A 20,546-nucleotide genomic window follows, 5' to 3' on the forward strand; every position below is an offset into this window, starting at 1 on the left:
CATACGCATGGATAACTCAATAGTGCGAAGCCAGCGTGTGATAAGCCCGGGATCGCATTGCCAGCAGGGTAACGATAAAGCCGATGATCCCCGTGAGGGTGAATAAAAGGGCTAAGCCACGGTCCGAGCCGGTACCAAACCAGGATCCGAGCCACTGAACGCCCGCTCCGGTAGTCATGAAAGGAATAAAAATGTACTGGGCAATGGGACCGATCAGTAGGGCCGTAATCGGTGAAGCGGCCTGTTCCAGACTCTGAGAAAAGCCAAACACCCGCCCCAGTCGATCGGGCGGAATCACCTTCTGTACAATGGTCTGTTCGGCGGCTTCTACTACGGGAATCAGACACATGTAGATTAGAAGTCCGACGCTTAGCAGTACAATCGAAGCATGCAACGTAAAGAAAATGCAGACAAACCACATGATCAGATTGGTGAGAAATAGCGTACGTAACGGCTTGCCACCGAGGCCCTGACGAGCAACAATGAGTCCACCAATAATAAAACCCAGACTCAGGAAACCCCAGAGGATGCCCCAAACCTGTACCGACACCAGCGACAGTCCGTAGGCATCCATCAGGGACATGAATACGCCGCCCAGAAAGTTATTAAAGCAGTTGAAAAAGATCAGCCCGAATAAACCGGGGATTTCCTGAATGATAGCAATGGTATGACGAACGTTAAAACTGACCGGCGGAGCTTCGCTATGCACGTGGGTAAGTTCCTGAATAGAAAGGGTAGTGAGATGGAAGACCACCAGTAACGTCAGGCCAATGGCCAGTATGAGCGTCCAGAACATCCCTAGAAAGCCAATTACCAGGCCACTAAAAATGGAAGCGGCCAGGAACGATACGCCATTGGCCGTCCCTACCATCCCATTGGCTTTGTCACGTTGAGATTCGGGAAGAAGAATGGTGACCAGGGTGGAAAGGGCAATGCTGCGGAGGTTTCCAGCAATAGCCCCAATCAAAGCCAGCGTAATAAACATCCAGAGTTGCCAGCTGCCGGGATTCCGGAACGTTGTCTCGGCGGTAGAAAGGTAAATGCCCGCGGCCACGACATACAGCAACAGCGAACTGCTACTCGAAAGGAGCATGGCTAGCTTCTTGGGGTAACGATCTACGAGTGTACCCAGGAAAAAGCCCGTAACGGCGACTGTTCCCGAATAAACTCCTGCCATGATGGAAGTGGTTAATACGGATTTCGTTTCCAGATATACCCAGAAGGTCAGGGCAAACCAGACAAAATTATTGGTTAATGAAGCCGCCAGAGTATTGATCAGAACGGCTAGAAAGGTCTTGTTTTGGAGGGGCTGTTCAGATTCTTTTGACTCGGAGGTATTCATGCCGTATATGCATTTAGAGTGGGCAAAGGTAAAGCAATCCGGGCAAGAGCAAGCGGGGATTTCCGCCAAACGGCAGGGCCGATCGCGACTATTTTTCTTACGGGAATGTCAAACGATCCGTTCCGTCAGTTGCGGAATAAAAGCATCTGGATTTAACTTGACTTTAAATTGATTAGTGAGGATAATGTAACCATTGACCAAGCATACGGAATCTTTTATACCTTTCCTTTTAATTGAGCATTAGCTACGTCGCCTTTAATACACCATTTTTATCCGCATTACTGGCTGGCTAGTACAGTATTCGGATTAAAAAGCAACCGTTTCCGGGGACGAAACGTACACTAAAATAAAAGCACCCATTTCCATGACTTCTCCATCTTCCATCACCCAACAGTTGCTTGACCGCCTCTGGGAACGGTACCAGCAACGCGTACCTTATGCCCGACGTTACGCAGCATTAGTTCTTGAAAAAGGAGGTCAGGTCGTCAATGATCACTGTGCGTTCCGGACGTTCAACACGCGTACGGGCGAACAAACACCCGGATTAGAAGCCATTGGTTTTATTCTGGAATGTTTGGGATACCAGAAAATAAGTCCGTACGCTTTTCCGACCAAACACCTGAATTCCTGGCATTACCAGCACCCCACGGAGGCTCACTTTCCCAAGTTTTTTGTCACGCAACTCGACGTAACCCAACTTTCCGGGCGGGCTCAGCAATTACTTTCGGAGGCCGTTGCTCATACGCCGGATTTGCTGGCGGGCACCCCGCGGGAATCATTACAGCGATTAAAAGATCAGCAGGAGCTTGAAGATGAATCGGCGGTAACGCTGGTATCAGCCCTGGAAAATTTCTTTACGCGACCCTGGCCGGCTCCACCTCGCGATACGGTTTTGGCTTTAAACGAAGAATCGCAGTTTGCGGCCTGGACCCTGCTGCACGGGAATGCGGTCAATCACTTCACGGCTTACATTAACTTTCAGCAGGTTCCTGAATGGCCCGATCTGGAAACAACCATAGCGGGTTTACAAGCCGCGGGCATTCCGATGAAAAGTCAAATCGAAGGAGAGCGGGGCAGTAAATTACGCCAGTCGTCGACGCAGGCCGTCGACGAGGATTGTCCCGTAACCGAAGCCGATGGAAGTACAGGAACCCTCCGCTGGAGTTATGCCTACTACGAACTGGCCGAGCGGGGTCAGGAAAATGGAGTCTGGTTTGAGGGTTTTCTGGGAGATCAGGCTACCAATCTTTTTGAAATGACGAAACGGTAATTTTAGGACTATTCTTCGGCCGTATTTAAAGGACCCAACTTCGTCTGGGTAAATAACGAAGCTTTAAAAAGGACGTTTTCGTTTTGGAAGTTCGTACCCTTGCAACCTTTGGGGCAAGAAAGCGGTTACTGGGTAAGAACTTTATTCGAAGGAACGCTTAAGTTATCCTTCGATTTGCATGAACGTATACGAAGAATGTTAAGTCTTATTCTGAAAGAAGATACCCGCACCTCCCATCAGCAACTTGAAAAACAGGTCGTTCAGCGGTTGAAAGCCATCACGAACAAAGCCGATTACGCTGATTTTTTGAAGCATTTCTACGCCTACTTTCACGCGGTTGAACAGGCCATCGCTCCCTATATTACGCCGCAGGTACTACCCGATTACGCACAACGTCGCCACGCCTCCTTTCTGAAGGCGGATCTGGAAACCCTGGGCAGTACGAGTGACGACTTACCCGCTGCTACGGCCCCGACCATCGCGACGACGGTAGAGGCCCTAGGAGCTTTGTACGTCATGGAAGGTTCTATCATGGGGGGTAGTATTATCGTGAAAATGCTGGAAAAAGTGGGCATTACGGAAGGAATTTCCTTTTTTTCGGGGTATGGACCCGCTACGGGAAGTATGTGGAAAACCTTTACAGAAGTGCTCAACGCTCAGGGCCGTACCGAAGCGGATGAAGCCCAAGCCGTCGCTGCGGCAAACGAAACCTTTACGCGTTTCGGTGACGTATTTGTCGAAAATCGCGTAACCGAATAAAGTCGGTGAGTAAATAACGGGCGTATGACTCGAAACGTATCTATCCGTGTGCCGCATGAAGGTCCCTTTCAGGATTTCCAATCCGTTTACTGATTTTGGCTATTCGCTGGCTCTGTTAGCCTTGTCCTTTGCGTCATTGGCTCAATCGCAGCCGAGCGAAATTACGCTTTCGCTGAATGAAAATCCTTACGGTCCTGCTCCCGGCGTATTCTCGCGACTGGAGGCCGAAAAGGGTCGATTGAGTCGGTACACGGGCGACGAAGGTAAGGCTCTGGTAGAGGCCATTGCCAGACGGGAAGGGGTTTCTCCTGAACAGATTATTACCGGCGAAATACTTGAGCAACTGGGGATTTACCTCGGCCTGAAAGGTGGAGCGGGCGGGGAGTTTATGTATGCCGTGCCGGGCTATCCGGCTCTGGTGAATGCCGCCGCCCGGGTGGGGGGAAAAGTAGTTGCGGTGCCTTTGAATGCAAATAAAAGCAACGATCTGGCGGCGTTCCGACAGGAACTGACGGAACGCACGCAGGCCGTATTTCTGGTCAATCCCCACAATCCTTCCGGTACGGTGACGGAGCGAAAAATGTTTCATGATTTTATTCACGAGGTATCTAGCCGTGCCCTAGTCATTGTGGATGAAGCTTACCTGGAATTTACGGATGACTTTCAGGGACGTACAGCCGTAAATAACCTTCGTGAAGGGGACAATGTGCTGGTTTTTCGAACCTTCGCCAAGGCCTACGGTCTGACAGGACTCTCGATTGGTTATGCCGTAACCACTCCGAGTTTAGCCGCCTATTTAAAAAATCAGGGTTTGGGCAATGTCCATGACCTGAATCGACTTTCGGTAGTGGCGGCTCTGGCCTCGCTGGAAGATCGCTCGTACTTGCCCCGCGTCACGCAGGCTATTCAAAGCGAGCGGCAGCGATGGACAAAGCTTCTGGATGAACTTAAACTGCCCCATACTGATTCGCAAGCTAATTTTGTGTATTTTGATACGGGTAAACCTTACGCGGAAGTGGAAGATGCTTTCCGAAAGGCGGGCCTCCGCATTGGCCGGGCATTTGCTCCGTATGCGACCTGGGTACGAATTACGATTGGGTTACCGGAAGAAAATTCAAAAGCTCAGGCGGTCTTGAAACGAATCGTGGCAAAGCCCAATAGATAAAAAAGCTGCGAATACGCTTCGCAGCTTTTCTGTAACCGTTTGCTTCAATACAGAATCGCCCCTGACGGAGTGAGGTAAGGTCAGAAGACGTGGTAATGCAGGGAGGCTGAAGGTAGAACAGACTGCTCCTGATAGACTTCCCGTAGAATACGGATGACTGAATGAATTTCCTGAAATGTATTGTCTGGTCCCATAGAAAAACGAATGGTTTCCGGTGAGAAATTGGCCGTAAATTCCCGGCGTAAGTTCGCGGGTTTGCTCCAGTCAATGTGTCCATTAGCGGCAGTAATGCCTCGCTGTTGAAGCGTACGAAGCAACGACACTCCCGAAGCAAGCGGCGGAAATGAGACGTGCAACAGGCCGGGTAAACATTGGGTTAAACTGCGACTGGGGCCCAGAAAAGGGGTGGCCGGAAAGAGTCGGGTCAGTTCGTAAATAAAATAACTTTTCAGGTCATTTAAATACTTCATGCGGCTGGCCTGCTGGGCCAGCGAAAGCTCCAGGGCTTTCGTCATCCCCACAATTCCCGCCAGATTTTCGGTGGCCAGTACATTCTCCGGAATAGCCACTCGGGTACTGCCTCTTTGGTTGGGAGCCGTCAGTAACAATCCAATTCCTTCGGGCCCACCAAATTTCGCCGCCGAGGCTGTCGCAAAATCCAGTATACCCAGTGGAACTGAAAGTTTACCGACGGTCTGGGCCGTATCGCTGTGAAAAAGTGTCCGGTACCGCTGACTAACGGAGGCAATAACGTCTAGGTCGAGTACATGTCCGGTTTCATCATTCCCGTGCATCAGGCTGAGCAGACTTTGCGGGTATATTTGTAACAGCCGGATCAGGTCGGGTAAAATTACCCGCCCCTGTTCATCCAGAGCCGTATAATGTATCCGAATAAGTCCCCGCTGTTCGAGTTGCTCCAGTGGACGCAGTACAGAGGGGTGTTCGAGTCGGGAAGTAATGACATGCCGAACCGTAGTCTCCGAGAAGCTGTACTGCAGGGCTCGTTTATTCGCTTCCGTACCGCCGGTAGTAAAGTGAACCTGAGCAGGCATTATCTGTAATAATTCGGCAATATGCTGGCGATAGATGCCAATGAGCCGATCTCGCTCCGTAGCCGACCGCTCGCTCTGGTAAAGCAATAGAGCCTCCTGAACCGCAGGCGATAACGGCGTACGGGCCGCATGGTTGAAGTAATGATTCATGGCGTTGGTTGGGATGAAGTGTGAACGTAGTTAATTATGGACAATACTTACCAGCCGTAGCGGCGAGCCCTGTGTAAAGACTGTATAGATTTTACCTTCCTGTAAAGCAACGGAAGCCGCAGAGAGTAACGGTTTGCCCGCTGCATCACTCAGATTCAGGGTTTTTGTACCCGCGTTGACTTCCACGAAAGGTCCTAACGTATAAGCACTGAGGGTTTCGCCGGAGAGGGCGGAGTTGGCGGCCCGGCCATAAGGTACGTCCCGCAGCAAGACATCGCCTCCCGTCAGTGAAAGGGCCCCCAGATCGGGTGAAAGATTGACAAAGCGTAGTTTAGCTTTACCCGCTGGCGGCGTGGCCAGATTATCGTAAAAGAGAATGAGCGAATCACCGACACTTCGATTTTTACGAACAGCAAAAACCGTATGGTAATAATCCGGAATCGGACCATTCGGACCACCTGAACCCGTAAACGCAGCACTATTGCCAAACTGCTGGGAAACTTTATAACTGGTACCTGATCCTTCGGTCAGGTTGAACTGCACATTGCCGTACACCGTGGGCAGGTAAGCCGAAGCCTCTCCCGTCGCGAGTGGTTTGGTGGTGACTTGGTTCGTGAAAGTCCAGAAATGGACGGGGCTTGCCGAGGCACGGGCATTTACAAAACGGACATAAGCTGCCAGCGAGGGACGTTCGGAAGCATGAATATCCAGGTAATCGGCTTTCGTACAGCCGACGAGCGAAAGCAGCCCGGCCAGACCTGCCCATATAAAGATTTTTTTCATAGGAAATGCGATTAAAAGATGGCGGAGAGGCGGGCAAATGGTTGTATACCCGCACTACCGTTTTGAATGCCTACCACCGTAGGGTTTCGAAGACTAGGAACCTGGGTGTAATCGCCGAGTATGTCGAAGAGATTATTAACCCCCGCCGTAACCTGAATGGCTGATGTAAGGCGGTAACCAAACGACAGGTCCGTTACCCAGATCGGATTCAATTTCTGGAAAAAATAATCAGGTTTTGGGAAGGTGGCATTCTGGGCCGCTGCCGTCGTGACGGAGCCGAAATACACCGTACGCAGCAGGTAGTTGAAGCGACCCTGGTGAAAAAACGCCTGAATGGTTACTTTCTGACTTGGAATATTGGAAGTGACCCGGGCTTTTTCGCCTTCGTTGAAAATGATGTAGCGATACGCTTCTAGTCCTTTCGGCGTATTCACCTTCGTCACCTCGTTTGATACAAAGTTTCCTCCCACCAGAAAGGTTAGCTGGCCGCCACGAAACGGCGTTTTGTAACTGCCCGTAAACTCCAGGCCTTTGGTTCGGGTACTAAACGAGTTATAGAAAAATTTCGCCTGAGTCGTACCCGTCTGTACAAACAGGTTTCGAACTTCCAAAGGTAAGTTGGTATCCGTGGCGGAAAAGTTTCCGGTATTTCCCACGCGATTGTCAACGTCTACCCAGTAGGCATCGGCGGTCAATTCTACCTTTCGTACTGGTTGTGAAGTAAAGCCGATGGTATAGCCTTTCGATTTTTCGGGCGTCAGGCTAGGGAAACCCAGGGCCCGGGTAGCGGCACTTTTGTTGGAAGCCGTAACCTGATCAATCGCCCGCCCCTGTTGAAAACTAGTGGAGGTTTCCGTATAATAAAACTGAGCTAAATCCGGAGCCCGAAAACCGGTATTATACGATCCACGAATATTCAGCCAGTCGGCGAATTTGTAACGGGTGGCTACTTTGTAAGTCGTCACATTTCCAAAATCCGAGAAATTCTCCACCCGGAATGCTCCCGAAAGCAGCCAGGCCGTAGTCAGGTTAGCTTCCAAATCCACGTATCCGGCAGAAATGGAACGGTTGACGTTGACTTCATTGGCCGGACGAAAACCCGCGTGAATCTGAGAACCAGGGGAGAGGCCGTTTAAGGCTACACTGCCCGCATTGTTCAGGAACGGAATTCCCGCTGTCGTGGTGTCCAGGTCGTAAATGGTTCGTAAGTCAGCCTTGCTGTAAGAAGCCTCTTCCCCGGCGATAATCTGATAGGTTTCCACCCGGTACTGAGCCCCAAAGGCTACGTTCAATCCTTTCAATACTCGGTCAAAATAGCGACTGATGTCCAGACTAGCCGTATTCTGGCTCGCATTGTACTTTCCGGCATCAAAGCTTGTAGGGCTTTTTAAACCTAAACTGGCATTAATGGAGTTGGTAATCACGTTGCCGAAATCGTTTTTGCCGTATACGTTCGAAACATCCACGTTCCAGTTATGAATTTTGCCTTTGATGCCTAGCGTTAAGGATTTATCCGTAATGATGTTGTCCATGGCGGGCAGAAAGCCGTCGGGATACAGAAAGGAGTTGGTACGCTCCGTCCAGCCGGGCAAGCGATACACGGCCGTAAACTGCGAGTTCCGGTGACTGATTCCACCAAAAGCATAGATTTCGGCTTCTTCTTTTAAGGGTACGGCCGCATTGAAAAAGAGCAATGCATCTTTCGCCTTATTGGAACCACCGCCCCGCTGGTCGAAAAAATGACGGTCGATTCCGCGTTTGGCCAGAAGGGCTTCATCAATTTCCTTCGTGTAAATTGCGTCATACGCTCGCGTATTGGCTCCACCACCGTAAATAGGACCATTGTACAAACCCGCGTCATTCCGTCCGGGAGTCAGAGAAATACCCTGCGTGGCGAATTCGGCCGTAGCGTTGAAAAATCCACCCCGGTTGCCTAACGCGAAACCGTAATTGGCACTGGTCCGACTGGTTGCTCCATCGCCGCGACGGCGGGTGCTGAGGGTGGAGGTGGCCGTCAGCTCGTCCGTACTTTTTCGTAGCACAAGGTTGATCACTCCGGCAATGGCATCCGATCCATACTGGGCGGCCGCTCCGTCCCGCAGGATTTCTACCCGTTCAATTGCCCCCGTAGGAATGGAGTTAAGATCATAGCCCGTAGCCCCATTACCAAGGCCGCCCCAGTTGACATTCGAGCTTTTATGACGACGTTTGCCGTTGACCAGCACCAGTACCTGATCGACTCCCAGGCCTCGTAATTGAGACAGGTTGAGTGCTGAACCCGCATCTCCGGCGTTGCTGCCATTTACGGAATGAAAAGAGGGCGATACGTATTGCAGCAACTGTGTAATACTCACCTGCGGAGCCGATTCTTTTAAAGGTTTGAGGTCGATGACGTCCACTGCAACGGGGGAATCGGTGCGGGTACGACTGGCGTTTCTCGAACCGACGACCTCAATTTCACCCAACTGATTGGCAGCGGCTTCTAAGCGAACGTTCAACGAGTTTTGGTTACTCAGCAAAATTTCCTGACTTTGAAAACCAATGGCCGAAACGACTAGCGTAGAACCTTTACTAATGGAAAGTTTGAAATTCCCCTGTGTATCGGTTAGGGTCCCCGTATTCGTTCCTTTAACGTATACTGAAGCTCCGGAAACGGGAGCGTTTTCGGTCGCGGAAACGACATTACCGGACAAAATTCGTTGCTGAGCCCGAAGCCCAACACTTACCAGCAAGAATAAGCTCAGGTAAAACAAATGCTTCATATAAATATACTTAGTATATAGATTTAATAGTTTAATTAGTTAAAGAAAACCCGAACCATATTCGGTTCGGGTTACTTATTGCGGGTTAGGAATTGATCGTCTGTTAAGGCGTGTAAAAACGCTTCCAGATCGTTCATCTCCGCTTCACTTAGGTTCAGGGGTGTATTGAGTGAAGGATCTCGATTAAAACCGTTTTTAATAAATTGATCGGGGTGATTGTAGTACTGGATCACTTCCCGTAAGGTTTTGAACATACCATTGTGCATATACGGAGCCGTCAACGCCACGTTGCGTAGGCCCGGTACTTTGAAATGACCGAGGTAAGTACTATCCTTTACAATTTTAAATCGGCCTTGATCAATAAGCGTCTTGCCGTCGAAGAGTCCGATGTTTTTAAAGCGATCGGCCGTAAAATCTTCGCCAGAATGACAGTTAGCACAGTTAGCCTTCCCAATAAACAGATTTCGACCCCGAACGGCGGCAGCAGACATGGCTCCGTCATCGCCGTTGATATAGCGATCATAGGGTGTGTTGCTGGTTTCCAATGTTCGTTCGTAAGCCGCCAGTACTTCCCCCAGCTGGGCCGCTGTCACCTCTGTTTTATAGAGTTTTCGAAAAGCCTTTGCGTAAGCTTTGTCGCCATTAAGGCGGGATACGGCTTCGGCGATGGGCAAGTTCATTTCAGTTGGGTTGGCGATCGGCTCCAGAGCCTGCATTTCTAAAGACGATGCCCGCCCATCCCAAAAGAGTTGCAACCGACCTGCCAAGTTCATCGCCGAAGGCGTATTCCGTTCGCCGGGTCGCTGATGGACGCCTAGACTGAAGGACAAGGTATCGGCAAAGGCAAATTCAGGTTTGTGACAGGAAGCACAGCTGATGGTACGATCTTCGGAAAGAATAGGGTCAAAAAAGAGCTTTTTACCCAGTCCAACTTTTGTAAGGGGTTCTTCCGTATACGTAAAACTGAAGTTTAACACGAGTAACGAAAGCCCCCCTAGTGCGAGCAATAGGGCTTTCATTGGGCATTACGGGGATCAAAGTTAAACGCCTGCCGGAAAGGAACGCATAAGCCCTTTTTTTCGTGACAAACCTGTCCGGTAATGTATCCCGTGAAAAAATAATCGAGTTTATCGATGCGGACTTTCTGCCTAAATTCCGCCCGTTTCGTAAAATAGGAAACGTCCAGATCCCAGGTTTTGTCCTTTTTTGTCAGGGGGTCTACCGGTACGACCGGACCTACGGGGGAGAAGGTACCATTCGATACAAATTCAAAAGCCGTAGGTTGGGGCCCCACATCCGCCACAAAATCCGAAGAGTACAGCAGCCAGCCTTTTTCTACCTTAGCGGTCAGGATCAAATCCACCTCGTCGCCGGGTTGAAGGGCCGTTTTGGAAAGGTGGTATTCCCACGTAATCTGCTTGTTTTCCTGAGCCCATAGTAAAGTCACGCTAGCCAGAAAAAGGGCTAGCCCAGTCCATACTTTTTTCATCTTGGTAGGTGGTTAGCGACTGGCGGTTGCTGAACCGGTGGCGTTGGCTACCAGATTGATATCCAGCTCGAAATCGTTGTGGATGGCTTTGTCACCCAGATTTTCGAAGAAATTGGTTGATCGGAATTTAATGTCATATTGCGTGCGGTCCACGGGAATTTTGGCTGTAGCCGTCAACTGAGCTTTGTCGGCTTTTACGGTTGCGGGGAAGCTAACTTCTTTCGTAATCCCCTTGATGGTCAGTTTGCCTTTCACCTGCACCTGATTGCCCGACTGTGGTGTAACGGAGGTAATCACGAAAGTTGATTTGGGGTGTTTATCCACCGCAAAGAAATCATCACCTTTCAGGTGGTTTACCAGCTTTTGGTTATACTCCTGTTCCTTTAAATCCGTGACGGTCAGGGTACGCAGATCCGTTTCGAAAGTACCGCCTTTGAGTTTTCCATTTTCGGCCGTCAGGGTTCCGCTGCTGAGGCTTACGTTTCCGAAATGTTCACCGGTTACTTTTTTGCCTTTCCAGACAACCGTACTTTTTTGCGTATCGACTTTGTAAGAAACCGTAGCCTGTGGTTTTGTAAACGCCAGCGATGTTAGGGCCAGCAGAGCGAGTATTTTTTTCATGAGAAAGATGAGATGGAATGTGAAACGTTGCGTGGTGAAAGGAGTACCGGATAAAGTACCCGGTACTCGAAATCATGGCAAATCAACTTTGACCAAAGGATTAGCGGGCCGCTACGTCACGGGTAGCGGGAGCTTCTTCGGCAATGTATTTGTCGAGGTCCTTATTCCACTTTTTGACGTAGCTTTTGTAGTATTTTCCGGTGATTTCGCCCGTGTAACCCGTATGAATTTGTTTAACGGTACCATCCCTTCCGATGATGATGGTCGTCGGGAAGGCCATCATTTTATTGAGGGCCGCAAATTTTTCCGAGGCTAGTTTCTTGTCCGCCAGACCCCCGAAAAGGATGTCATACTCAATGCCATACTTTTCCTTGAGTTTGCCTAGGGTATATTTGGCGTAATTGAGGTCGTCTTTCTGTTCAAAACCTACAGCAATGGCTTCAACGCCGCGGTGTTTGTTCGCCTTGAACCAGGGTGATAAGAAGGCCGTCTGGTCGGTGCAGTTGGGGCACCAAGTACCGATGATTTCGACAATTACGACCTTGCCTTTGTATTTAGGATCGCTCAGTTTAACGGTTTTCCCGTTCAGGTCCGGAAACTCGAAATCAAGCTTGTTTTGTCCTTCTTTGAGTTGCGTAAGGGCATAGGGATCAGGCAACTCGGCTTTTTTGTTTTTCGTCCACTCCAGCTTTTGGGTCACGTACAATCCCCGGTCGATTTCAGCCGACAGGGTTTTGTCTTCATTGATTTTTCCTTTGATCAATACTGGATTCGGGCCCGTGAATCCGGAAAGGACAAATTCATTGCCCTGAACGGTCCCTTCCAGTTCTCGAGAATCGCCCACCACGGTCATGATTACGCCCGTGAGTTTGTTTCCTTTCTGCTCAAGTAGTGCTACCTGATTAGCTACGGGCTCTTTACTAATGAGTTTAATCTCCCATTTGCCGGAAAGATTGGCCGTTGGAGCAATGTCTTTGCCTGGTTCTACGAAGCGATAGGTTTTTCCGTATTCGGCCGTGAAGGGTAGTGAATTTCCCCGCAAACTCGGTACCAGACTACGATATTCGCCCGTCAGGTGTCCGTCGGGATGTACCTTGGCCACCAGAGCAGCATCGTAGGTATTCATTTTGATGAACAATGAATCGGGAGCCGTTTGCTTGACGTGGAAGTGATCCCGGCGGGTACCGTTGATGAGCGAGAAGGTCGCATCTTCCGCTTCGTGCCCTTTTACTTCGAAATTAAAAGGTACTTTCTGTTCGTTGATGGTAAATACTCCCCGCCAAACTCCTTCTTTGGGGAAAAGCGTTTGTTGAGCCTGCGAAGTGAAACCACTGAGTACGGACAAGGTAAGGGCAGTCCCTTTCAGCAAAGAAATGGCATTCTTTTTCATGTGAGATGAAATTGGTGGTGAACAGTTGAGCAGAGTACGGCCAAAAGCCGGTACGGGAAGGAAGTACGTTTACAGCGGTGCAGGCAGGGCCGAGGTAAACAAACTTCCAAGATAGGAAGGGTTGGATGTACTTAATTTAACAACAGCAGCAGGTGCTAGTAAACGGTGTCATAACGACGTTGTTGGGTTTATAGTTGGTACTGACCTGGGCCGCCTCGTCCGATTCTAGTTAGAAACGTAGTAGCGATAGCCCACTCCTTTCTTCATTTTTCTATAAGCCGCAACTACTTTTGCAGGGAAGTAATTGATGACGACTCTGCAAAGATAGAGTACCCAAATTTACATATCCAAATAAATCTATAGAATTTATAGACTAATAGGTGTTAAGTTTTTGCCTCTGATGAATAATGTGCTTATTTTTAGATACTTACCTAGAATGAAAAGGAGTGGCATAGTATATAAATACTAAGAAACGTTTAGCCGAAATCAACTGATTTAGAAGGTGTGATCATAAACTTGATACTAAAGGCAAGGTACAGGATAGTTCAGGATAACGGTTTTTCAATGGCATTCCACAGCATTCCCTATCTTTAGTCCGTCATATGAACCTCTAACGTTATGTCTTACCTCTGGAAAGTGGCCCTGCCAATGCTGGTCCTTTCGCTAGCTGCACTACTACCAACGCAGGCTCAGCAAGTCATTCCTCTGTATTCAGGGGCCATTCCGAACGCGAAAGCCTACGCCATGAAGGAAATCGTTAATGCCGAACCCGGCGGTCGGGTTCAAGGATACCGCAAAGTATCTCAACCCACGCTAACAATCTTTTTACCCAAAGAAAATCCGACGGGTACGGGCGTCGTCATCTATCCCGGTGGCGGTTATGTGTCAGAGAGTTATAATGGCGAAGGCGTAAAAATTGCCGAAACCTTCGTGAAGCATGGTATAGCCGCCTTCGTTGTGAAGTATCGCCTGCCCAGCGATTCGATCATGGTCGATAAAAGTATTGGGCCCCTGCAGGACGCTCAGCAAGCCATTCGGCTGGTACGCGAACGGGCTAAGGAATGGCAACTGCAATCCGATCGTATAGGCATTATGGGTTTCTCTGCGGGTGGCCACCTGGCTTCTACAGCAGGAACCAAATTTAATACGCCCGTGATTGAAAACCCCGGTCGTGTTAGTCTGCGGCCCGATTTCATGATTCTGATTTATCCCGTTATTTCGATGAGTGAAACGCTGGCTCACCAAGGATCCCGTACGAGCTTATTGGGCGAAAAGCCGAGCCAGGAACTCATCGAGCGATTTTCTAACGAACGGCACGTGACGGATCAGACGCCACCGACATACCTGACGCATACTGGTGACGACAAAGTGGTGGATGTAGACAATAGTATCGTTTTTTATGAAGCTTTACGGCATCATCGCGTCCCCGCTGAAATGCACCTGTATCCGACAGGAAATCACGGTTTTGTACTCAAATTACCTACGGAAGAATGGATGCAGCCACTCTTTGGCTGGATGAAAAAGAATGGTTGGGTTCAATAAACGTTTACTCCAATTTAAACCATCACCGCGATGAAAATCAAAGCAATCATTACTGGAGCTACGGGTATGGTAGGCGAAGGGGTACTGTTCGAATGCCTGAAGCATCCCGACGTTGAGCAGGTGCTGGTGATCAACCGGAAGCCAGGGGGCTTATCCCATCCTAAACTGAAAGAAATCATCCATAAGGATTTCTTCAATCTGCAACCCATTGCTTCGCAACTGGCCGGTTTCAATGCCTGTTATTTCTGTCTAGGCGTATCGTCGGTCGGTATGAGTCAGGAAGAGTACAGGCGAACTACTTACGATCTGACGCTCCATTTCGCCCAGACGGTCGCTCAATACAATTCGGATCTGACCTTTTGTTACGTTACCGGGGCGGGAACAAATGAGCAGGGTCGCATCGCCTGGGCTCGGGTGAAGGGAGCCACCGAAAGTGCCTTAATGCGTTTGTTTCCCAAAGCATATATGTTTCGTCCTGGTTTTATGAAAGCGGTGCCCGGCCAGAAAAATGTAAAAAGTTTTTATAAATGGATTGCCTGGGTCTACCCGCTGGGGCGAGCCCTGTTTCCCGGGGGCTTCTGTACGCTGGAAGAAGTAGGGCAGGCCATGATTCACGCCGCTCAAAAAGGTTATCCCAAGGCAGTACTGGAAGTGAAAGACATCGTAACACTGGCACGAACGTAAGTAGACATGGGAAAAGCTGAAACGTATAAAAACAAACGGCTGGCGAGTATTTATTATAGGTTGGAGGAAGTACTGCTCTTTGAACGTTCCGTTATTCACCTAGACGGAGTTTAGCACTTCTTACTGGCAGGAAAGGTTTTCATCTTTTGATAGTAGTTAACCGTTTTAAGTTATTACAATCAAAACTCTGCACGGACGCCATACATCCAGGTCCCGGCCTATCGCATTCCATGCGGGGCATCCCATGCCGGAATTCCATTCTGGGACTGAAGCCGCCAACCATTCCATGGGGCCCCCTCGGCAATGCGGTGGGACTGAGCAAGAGGAGTGAGCGGCGGGCGTGCCGGCATGGGATGCCCCGCATGGAATGCATACGGACTACATAACCAGCTGTGCCTGTGGGACGAAGATGGATCTATCTAAAACAGAACTTTCATTACTATAAAACAAATCATCAATTTTAAAATTTCTCACAAATAGTATACTAATTATATAGAGTAAATATATATTTGATGCGGATTTGTAACTATCCGCTGTACAAGTTCTTTTGGTTCACTTGTACCTATCCCGTCTGCTTCCCTATGAAACGCTCTTTATTTGCTCTGTGTCTACTTTCTATACCAGCCTTCAGCCAACGTGTGTACCACGATGACCATCATCACGATCCCGAAGGTCGAACGATGAATCACGATCACCTGGTCCATATTCAGGAGTACCGAAAAGAAACAGTATATATTCATAACCTGCCTGCTCCGGAAATTATGACGGGCATTGGGACTTCCGACCTGAGCATTCAAACCAAAAATCCGCTGACCCAACGGTATTTTAGTCAGGGCGTTGCTCTGCTTCACAGCTTTTGGGATTTTGAAGCGTACCGGGCCTTTAAAGAAGCTTCCCGTCAGGACTCCACCGCTATTATGCCGTACTGGGGTATTTACAGTGCCATTGGTTCGATGGAAGGGGATGATTTTGCTGCCGACCGTATCCGGGCGGTGAGAAAACTGAAAGAACTGAAAGCCAAGGCAAATCCGCACGAAAGACGCTACGCGGAGGCCGTCCTGGCCCGCGATGTACCGGGAGCCAGCGGAAAAAAAGAATACGAGCGAATCCTGGAGTTACTCGTTCATGAATACCCGGAAGATGTAGACGCAAAACTCTTTTTAGCCCTGAGCAAAATGAGCGGCTACGATCTGAAACTCAATCCGCGGGAGGGCACGATGTACGCTGAATATCTGCTCCGGGATGTCCTTAAATCCCACCCTGATAATGCCGGAGCCCATCATTACTGGATTCACCTCAAAGAAAATTGTTGCCCGGCCGAAGCCCTCGAAAGCTGCGAAGTACTGCCCAAACTAGGACCCGCCTCGAGTCACTTGGTACACATGCCGGGCCACGTGTACTACAAGCTGGGGGAGTATCAGAAAGCCTTCGATACGTTTAAAGCTTCCGTTGCCGTCGATTCCGTTTACATGAAAAAACAGGGTATTCAGGAAGTCGATGCCTGGAATTATATCCACAATATCAATTACTTACTGGCCAACTGTGCCGAAGACGGACGTTATGCGACGGCCCTATATTACGCCGAGAAACTACAGAATATGCCCGCTTCCAAAGAGCGGAAACGCAAGTACGAAGGCCGGTTTTTCTATCAGGGTATTCTGGCTCCCGTGAAAATGGAAATCTGTTTTGGCTACTACGACCGGGCTGCCAAACGCTTGCAGGCCATTTCACCCCGCGATAGTCTGTATTCGGTGAAAGCAATGGCTTACAAAGACGGGCTATACTACTTCGCGGCGGGTATGGACGCGATACGCCGAAACAAGGTGGAAGAGGCCCAGAAGTACGTCGATGCCCTTGATGCCACGCTGTGGCGGAATGTGAATCAATTTAATGAAGAAGACGTCATCAATACACGCCGGGTAAATGACCTCAACGTGGCTTCACTTGAATTACAGGGGCTCATCAAAAATGCCCAGGGGCATCGGGATGAAGCCATTGCCTTACTCGAAAAAGCAAAAATCAAGGAAGAGGAATTGGGCTACAGCGAACCGCCTTCCTACGCTCGTCCCGTACTGATCAGTCTGGCCGAGGTCCATTTGCAAGCCAAGCACTACGAACACGCGATTCACGCCTATGAGGAATTACTTAAAAAACACCCGCATTCGGCTAATGGCTTGTGGGGTTTGTATAAAGTGTACCAGAAAAAAGGCGACGCGGCGAAAGCCAAAGAATACGCAGCATTACTGGCCAAAACGGCTCGCTACGGTGAGAAAAGTCTGTATCCGCTTTAGTTCTTAGTACAACCAACCCAATCCTTTATACCACCCAATCGCATGATTTACGTGGCTAACCCGTGAAAGTTAGCCTGTGAGAAAGCTATGTCCTTGTGTGACGTATATATATAATCGTTAACTATTCTTTTTCTCTCTCATCTATCCATTTATTTCATGTATTCAAGGTTAAATCAAGTGGGACCTCGCTGGTTGAAGGTAGCCAGTCTGGCGGCGGTACTGGGCCTGAGCGAAGGTATTCCGCTACGGACCCATGCCCTTCCTTCCGTTACCTCGTTTCGTCATCGGGCGTTTCCGATTCAGGGTCGCGTAACCGATGCCAACGGCGAAGCCCTGCCGGGGGTGAGTGTTCGACAGAAAAACTCGACTATCGGTACCATAACTGATGCCAATGGGCAGTTTAAACTGGACGTGGCTCAAGCCAGTGACGTGCTGATTTTCTCCTTTGTTGGCTACAGCACCCAGGAGGTTACGGTTGGGTCTCAAAAACAGCTATCGGTACAGTTGGTATCCGCCAATCAGGAACTCAATGAAGTGGTAGTCGTAGGGTACGCTCAGGTGAAAAAAGGGGCCGAAACAAGTGCGGTCTCCATAGTCAAAGGCGTAGATCTGAAAAACCAGCACGGCGTTAGTTTCAGTGAACGGGTACAGGGTTTGACGCCGGGTTTACAGATTTCTTCCAACTCGGGCGTCGAAGGCGGGAGCGTGCTGGTTCGCCTGCGGGGGGCTACGTCGATCAATGCCGGGAATGATCCGCTCTATGTGATTGACGGGGTATTTATCAACAGCAATTCATTACAGGGCGTACGGACGGGTGGTCAGACCACCAATCCACTGGCCGATATTAATCCCAACGATATTGAAAATATTGAAGTACTTAAGGATGCTAACGCCACGGCCGTATACGGGGCCCGAGGAGCCAATGGGGTAATCATCATTACGACCAAACGGGGTTCCAAAAATGGCAAAACCAAGATCAATTTTTCTACTTCGGTAGGCGTTGCCAAAGCTCCTAAACTCTGGGACCTGACTACGGGTCCGCAGCACGCCGAAATTCTTAACGAGCAGTGGATCAATGATGGTAATCCAGCGGCTACGCGTCCTTTCCGTCCCGTTAGTGAAGGAGGGCAGGGGAACCCACAAGATCAGGGAACGTACGACCGACTGAGTCTGGTGTTTCGAACGGCGGTACAGCAATCCAACAATCTGTCGATTACGGGCGGGAATGAAAAAACGCAGTTCTACCTGGGCGGCGAAGTCACCAATCAGAATTCCATTCTGAAACTACAGGATTTCCAGCGATTGGGATTCCGGGTCAATGTTGACCATCAGATTAATAAGAAACTACAGGTCGGATTAAGTACCTCCTACAGTGCAACGAAGCGGCAATTGGCCCGTACCGGTGACACGGGCGGGATTTTGAATACGGGATTACATACCCCAACGCTCACGCCCCTCTTCGCGGCGGATGGTTCCTATAACCGCGGGGAACGCTTCAACAACCCCTACGTACTCCTGGAAAATTCCAACAACTACGCGTACGGAAAACACCTGATTGCCAATGCATATCTGAAATGGAACCTTACGAAAGATCTCACCTTCAAAAGCTCCTGGAGTCTGGACGACAACTACTACAACGAAGCCGTTTACTACAACGCCAATCTGACGGAAGGAAGAGCTACCAATGGGAGTGCCACCAACGCGACCACGCTCGACCGTACCTGGATTGCCGAACAATTGCTCAATTACATTGCTCCCCTGGGCGAAAAGCATTTCCTGACCGTTTTTCTGGGGAATACACTCCAGAGGAATGAATTTCAACGTTCCACGATTACCGGTACCAACTTTCCCAGTACGCAGTTCACCACCATCTCAGCCGCCGCCATCACGACGGGCAGTACCACCGGCATTACGCCTTCGGGCCTGATTTCGTACTTTGGCGGAGCTAATTATAGTTTCGACAGTCGGTACAGCGTGGATTTAAACGTGCGTACGGATGCTTCCTCCCGCTTCGGGGCCAACAATCGCTGGGGTACTTTTCCTTCAGCAGGGGTGTCCTGGCGGTTAGGACAGGAGCGATTCATTCGGGAGAATGTGCGATTTGTGAATGATCTGAAACTGAAAGCCAGTATTGGTTGGACGGGTAACCAGAGCATCCCCGATTTTGCTTCGCTGGGGCTGTGGTCGGGAGGTAACAACTACCTTGATCGTCCCGGGGTGTCGCCGGCTCAGCTGGCAAACCAGAATTTGAAGTGGGAAACGACTCGCCAGTGGAACGTGGGTTTGGAGGCCGCTTTGTTTGCGAACCGACTGAAGTTTGAATGGGATGTGTACAACAAATACACCACGGATTTGCTGCTGCAGGTACCGATTCCGGCTAAAACGGGCTTTTCATCGTCCTTCCAGAACTTAGGCGAAATGAGTAACAAAGGCTTTGAATTCCAGATTACGTCCGTGAACATTTCCAGTAACAAGCTCGAATGGACGACCAGCTTCAACGTAGCCCACAACGTCAATACCATTGAGAAGCTGCCCATTTCGTTCACGCAGTACAACCGCGACTGGGTACGCCTCCAGGAAGGTCAGCCCATGTATTCGTTCTGGCTGTACAAACAATTGTACGTCGATCCGCAAACGGGCAATGCCGTATATGATGATTCCCGAACGAAGGATGGTAAAATTACTACTGATGACCGCCAGATTGTAGGCAATGCCTGGCCCGCGTACTACGGCGGCTTACGGAACAGTTTCCGTTTCAACAGCTTCGACTTCTCGTTCTTCTTTTACTTCTCGCAGGGAAATAAAGTCTTTAACATGAACCGCTACTTTCAGGAACACGCGGGTTCACGGGGTACGTCCTGGTCCTTGCTCGCCAGCCAGATGCGACGCTGGCAGCAACCTGGTGACGTAACGGACATTCCCCGGGTGACCATTTTACCCAACGCCGACGGTAGCTACAACCATAATTTTGAAAGCAGCCGTTTTCTGGAAGATGCGTCGTTTATCCGTCTACGAAGCGTAGCTCTGGGCTATTCTCTGCCAACCGCCATTTTGTCGAAAGTACGCCTACAACAAGCTCGTCTGTACGTCAACGCTACCAACCTGCTGACCTTCACCAAATACTCGGGACCTGATCCGGAAATCAATACCGCTCAGGATTACGCGAACGCTACCGTTCAGGGCCTTGATTTTTCCATGCCTCCGCACCCCCGTACGGTCGAAGTAGGTTTAAATCTCACGTTTTAA

Annotated in this window: 15 protein-coding genes; 7 read left to right on the plus strand and 8 right to left on the minus strand. The window is 49.7% G+C overall.

Annotated elements, in window-relative coordinates; all coding sequences use genetic code 11:
- Positions 1–16 precede the first annotated feature (16 nt).
- Complete coding sequence (locus C5O19_RS22140) at positions 17–1,342, minus strand: MFS transporter (RefSeq protein ID WP_104715572.1); 1,326 nt, start codon at positions 1,340–1,342, stop codon at positions 17–19.
- Between the two features lie 364 nt (positions 1,343–1,706).
- On the opposite strand from C5O19_RS22140, the gene C5O19_RS22145 reads away from it, so the two are divergent.
- From C5O19_RS22145 to C5O19_RS22155, 3 genes are all read left to right on the plus strand, one after another.
- Positions 1,707–2,612: a DUF1338 domain-containing protein gene (locus C5O19_RS22145; protein ID WP_104715573.1), complete on the plus strand. Its 906-nt coding sequence runs from the start codon at positions 1,707–1,709 to the stop codon at positions 2,610–2,612.
- A 195-nt stretch (positions 2,613–2,807) separates the two neighbouring features.
- Complete coding sequence (locus tag C5O19_RS22150; RefSeq protein ID WP_104715574.1) at positions 2,808–3,371, plus strand: biliverdin-producing heme oxygenase; 564 nt, start codon at positions 2,808–2,810, stop codon at positions 3,369–3,371.
- A 55-nt stretch (positions 3,372–3,426) separates the two neighbouring features.
- The gene (locus C5O19_RS22155; RefSeq protein WP_104715575.1) at positions 3,427–4,536 is read left to right on the plus strand and encodes a pyridoxal phosphate-dependent aminotransferase; all 1,110 of its coding nucleotides are present in this window, start codon (positions 3,427–3,429) and stop codon (positions 4,534–4,536) included.
- 80 nt (positions 4,537–4,616) lie between these two features.
- On the opposite strand, the gene C5O19_RS22160 is transcribed toward C5O19_RS22155, so the two are convergent.
- The 7 genes from C5O19_RS22160 to C5O19_RS22190 form a co-directional block, all read right to left on the minus strand.
- A complete protein-coding gene (locus tag C5O19_RS22160; protein WP_104715576.1) occupies positions 4,617–5,738 on the minus strand; it encodes a cysteine desulfurase family protein in 1,122 nt (373 codons plus the stop codon).
- A gap of 30 nt (positions 5,739–5,768) precedes the next feature.
- The gene (locus tag C5O19_RS22165; RefSeq protein WP_104715577.1) at positions 5,769–6,521 is read right to left on the minus strand and encodes a DUF4397 domain-containing protein; all 753 of its coding nucleotides are present in this window, start codon (positions 6,519–6,521) and stop codon (positions 5,769–5,771) included.
- An 11-nt stretch (positions 6,522–6,532) separates the two neighbouring features.
- Positions 6,533–9,283 carry a TonB-dependent receptor gene (locus tag C5O19_RS22170; protein ID WP_104715578.1) on the minus strand — a complete coding sequence of 917 codons (2,751 nt, stop codon included), beginning with the start codon at positions 9,281–9,283 and terminating at the stop codon, positions 6,533–6,535.
- Between the two features lie 71 nt (positions 9,284–9,354).
- A complete protein-coding gene (locus tag C5O19_RS22175; RefSeq protein WP_104715579.1) occupies positions 9,355–10,302 on the minus strand; it encodes a cytochrome-c peroxidase in 948 nt (315 codons plus the stop codon).
- Positions 10,299–10,772: a protein-disulfide reductase DsbD domain-containing protein gene (locus C5O19_RS22180; protein ID WP_104715580.1), complete on the minus strand. Its 474-nt coding sequence runs from the start codon at positions 10,770–10,772 to the stop codon at positions 10,299–10,301. Before C5O19_RS22180 ends, C5O19_RS22175 begins: the two co-directional genes overlap by 4 nt.
- Positions 10,773–10,784: 12 nt before the next feature.
- A complete protein-coding gene (locus C5O19_RS22185; RefSeq protein ID WP_104715581.1) occupies positions 10,785–11,393 on the minus strand; it encodes a YceI family protein in 609 nt (202 codons plus the stop codon).
- Positions 11,394–11,493: 100 nt separating this feature from the next.
- Positions 11,494–12,783 carry a peroxiredoxin family protein gene (locus C5O19_RS22190; protein ID WP_104715582.1) on the minus strand — a complete coding sequence of 430 codons (1,290 nt, stop codon included), beginning with the start codon at positions 12,781–12,783 and terminating at the stop codon, positions 11,494–11,496.
- Between the two features lie 618 nt (positions 12,784–13,401).
- On the opposite strand from C5O19_RS22190, the gene C5O19_RS22195 reads away from it, so the two are divergent.
- The 4 genes from C5O19_RS22195 to C5O19_RS22210 all read left to right on the plus strand — a co-directional run bounded on the left by C5O19_RS22195 (position 13,402) and on the right by C5O19_RS22210 (position 20,546).
- A complete protein-coding gene (locus C5O19_RS22195) occupies positions 13,402–14,325 on the plus strand; it encodes an alpha/beta hydrolase (protein WP_243406478.1) in 924 nt (307 codons plus the stop codon).
- 30 nt (positions 14,326–14,355) lie between these two features.
- Positions 14,356–15,009, plus strand: a complete 654-nt coding sequence (locus C5O19_RS22200) for a Rossmann-fold NAD(P)-binding domain-containing protein (protein WP_104715583.1) — start codon at positions 14,356–14,358, stop codon at positions 15,007–15,009.
- A 581-nt stretch (positions 15,010–15,590) separates the two neighbouring features.
- A complete protein-coding gene (locus tag C5O19_RS22205) occupies positions 15,591–17,300 on the plus strand; it encodes a tetratricopeptide repeat protein (protein ID WP_133163427.1) in 1,710 nt (569 codons plus the stop codon).
- Between the two features lie 156 nt (positions 17,301–17,456).
- Positions 17,457–20,546: a SusC/RagA family TonB-linked outer membrane protein gene (locus tag C5O19_RS22210; RefSeq protein ID WP_104715585.1), complete on the plus strand. Its 3,090-nt coding sequence runs from the start codon at positions 17,457–17,459 to the stop codon at positions 20,544–20,546.

The sequence above is a fragment of the Siphonobacter curvatus genome (genome assembly GCF_002943425.1).
Classification (GTDB): domain Bacteria; phylum Bacteroidota; class Bacteroidia; order Cytophagales; family Spirosomataceae; genus Siphonobacter; species Siphonobacter curvatus.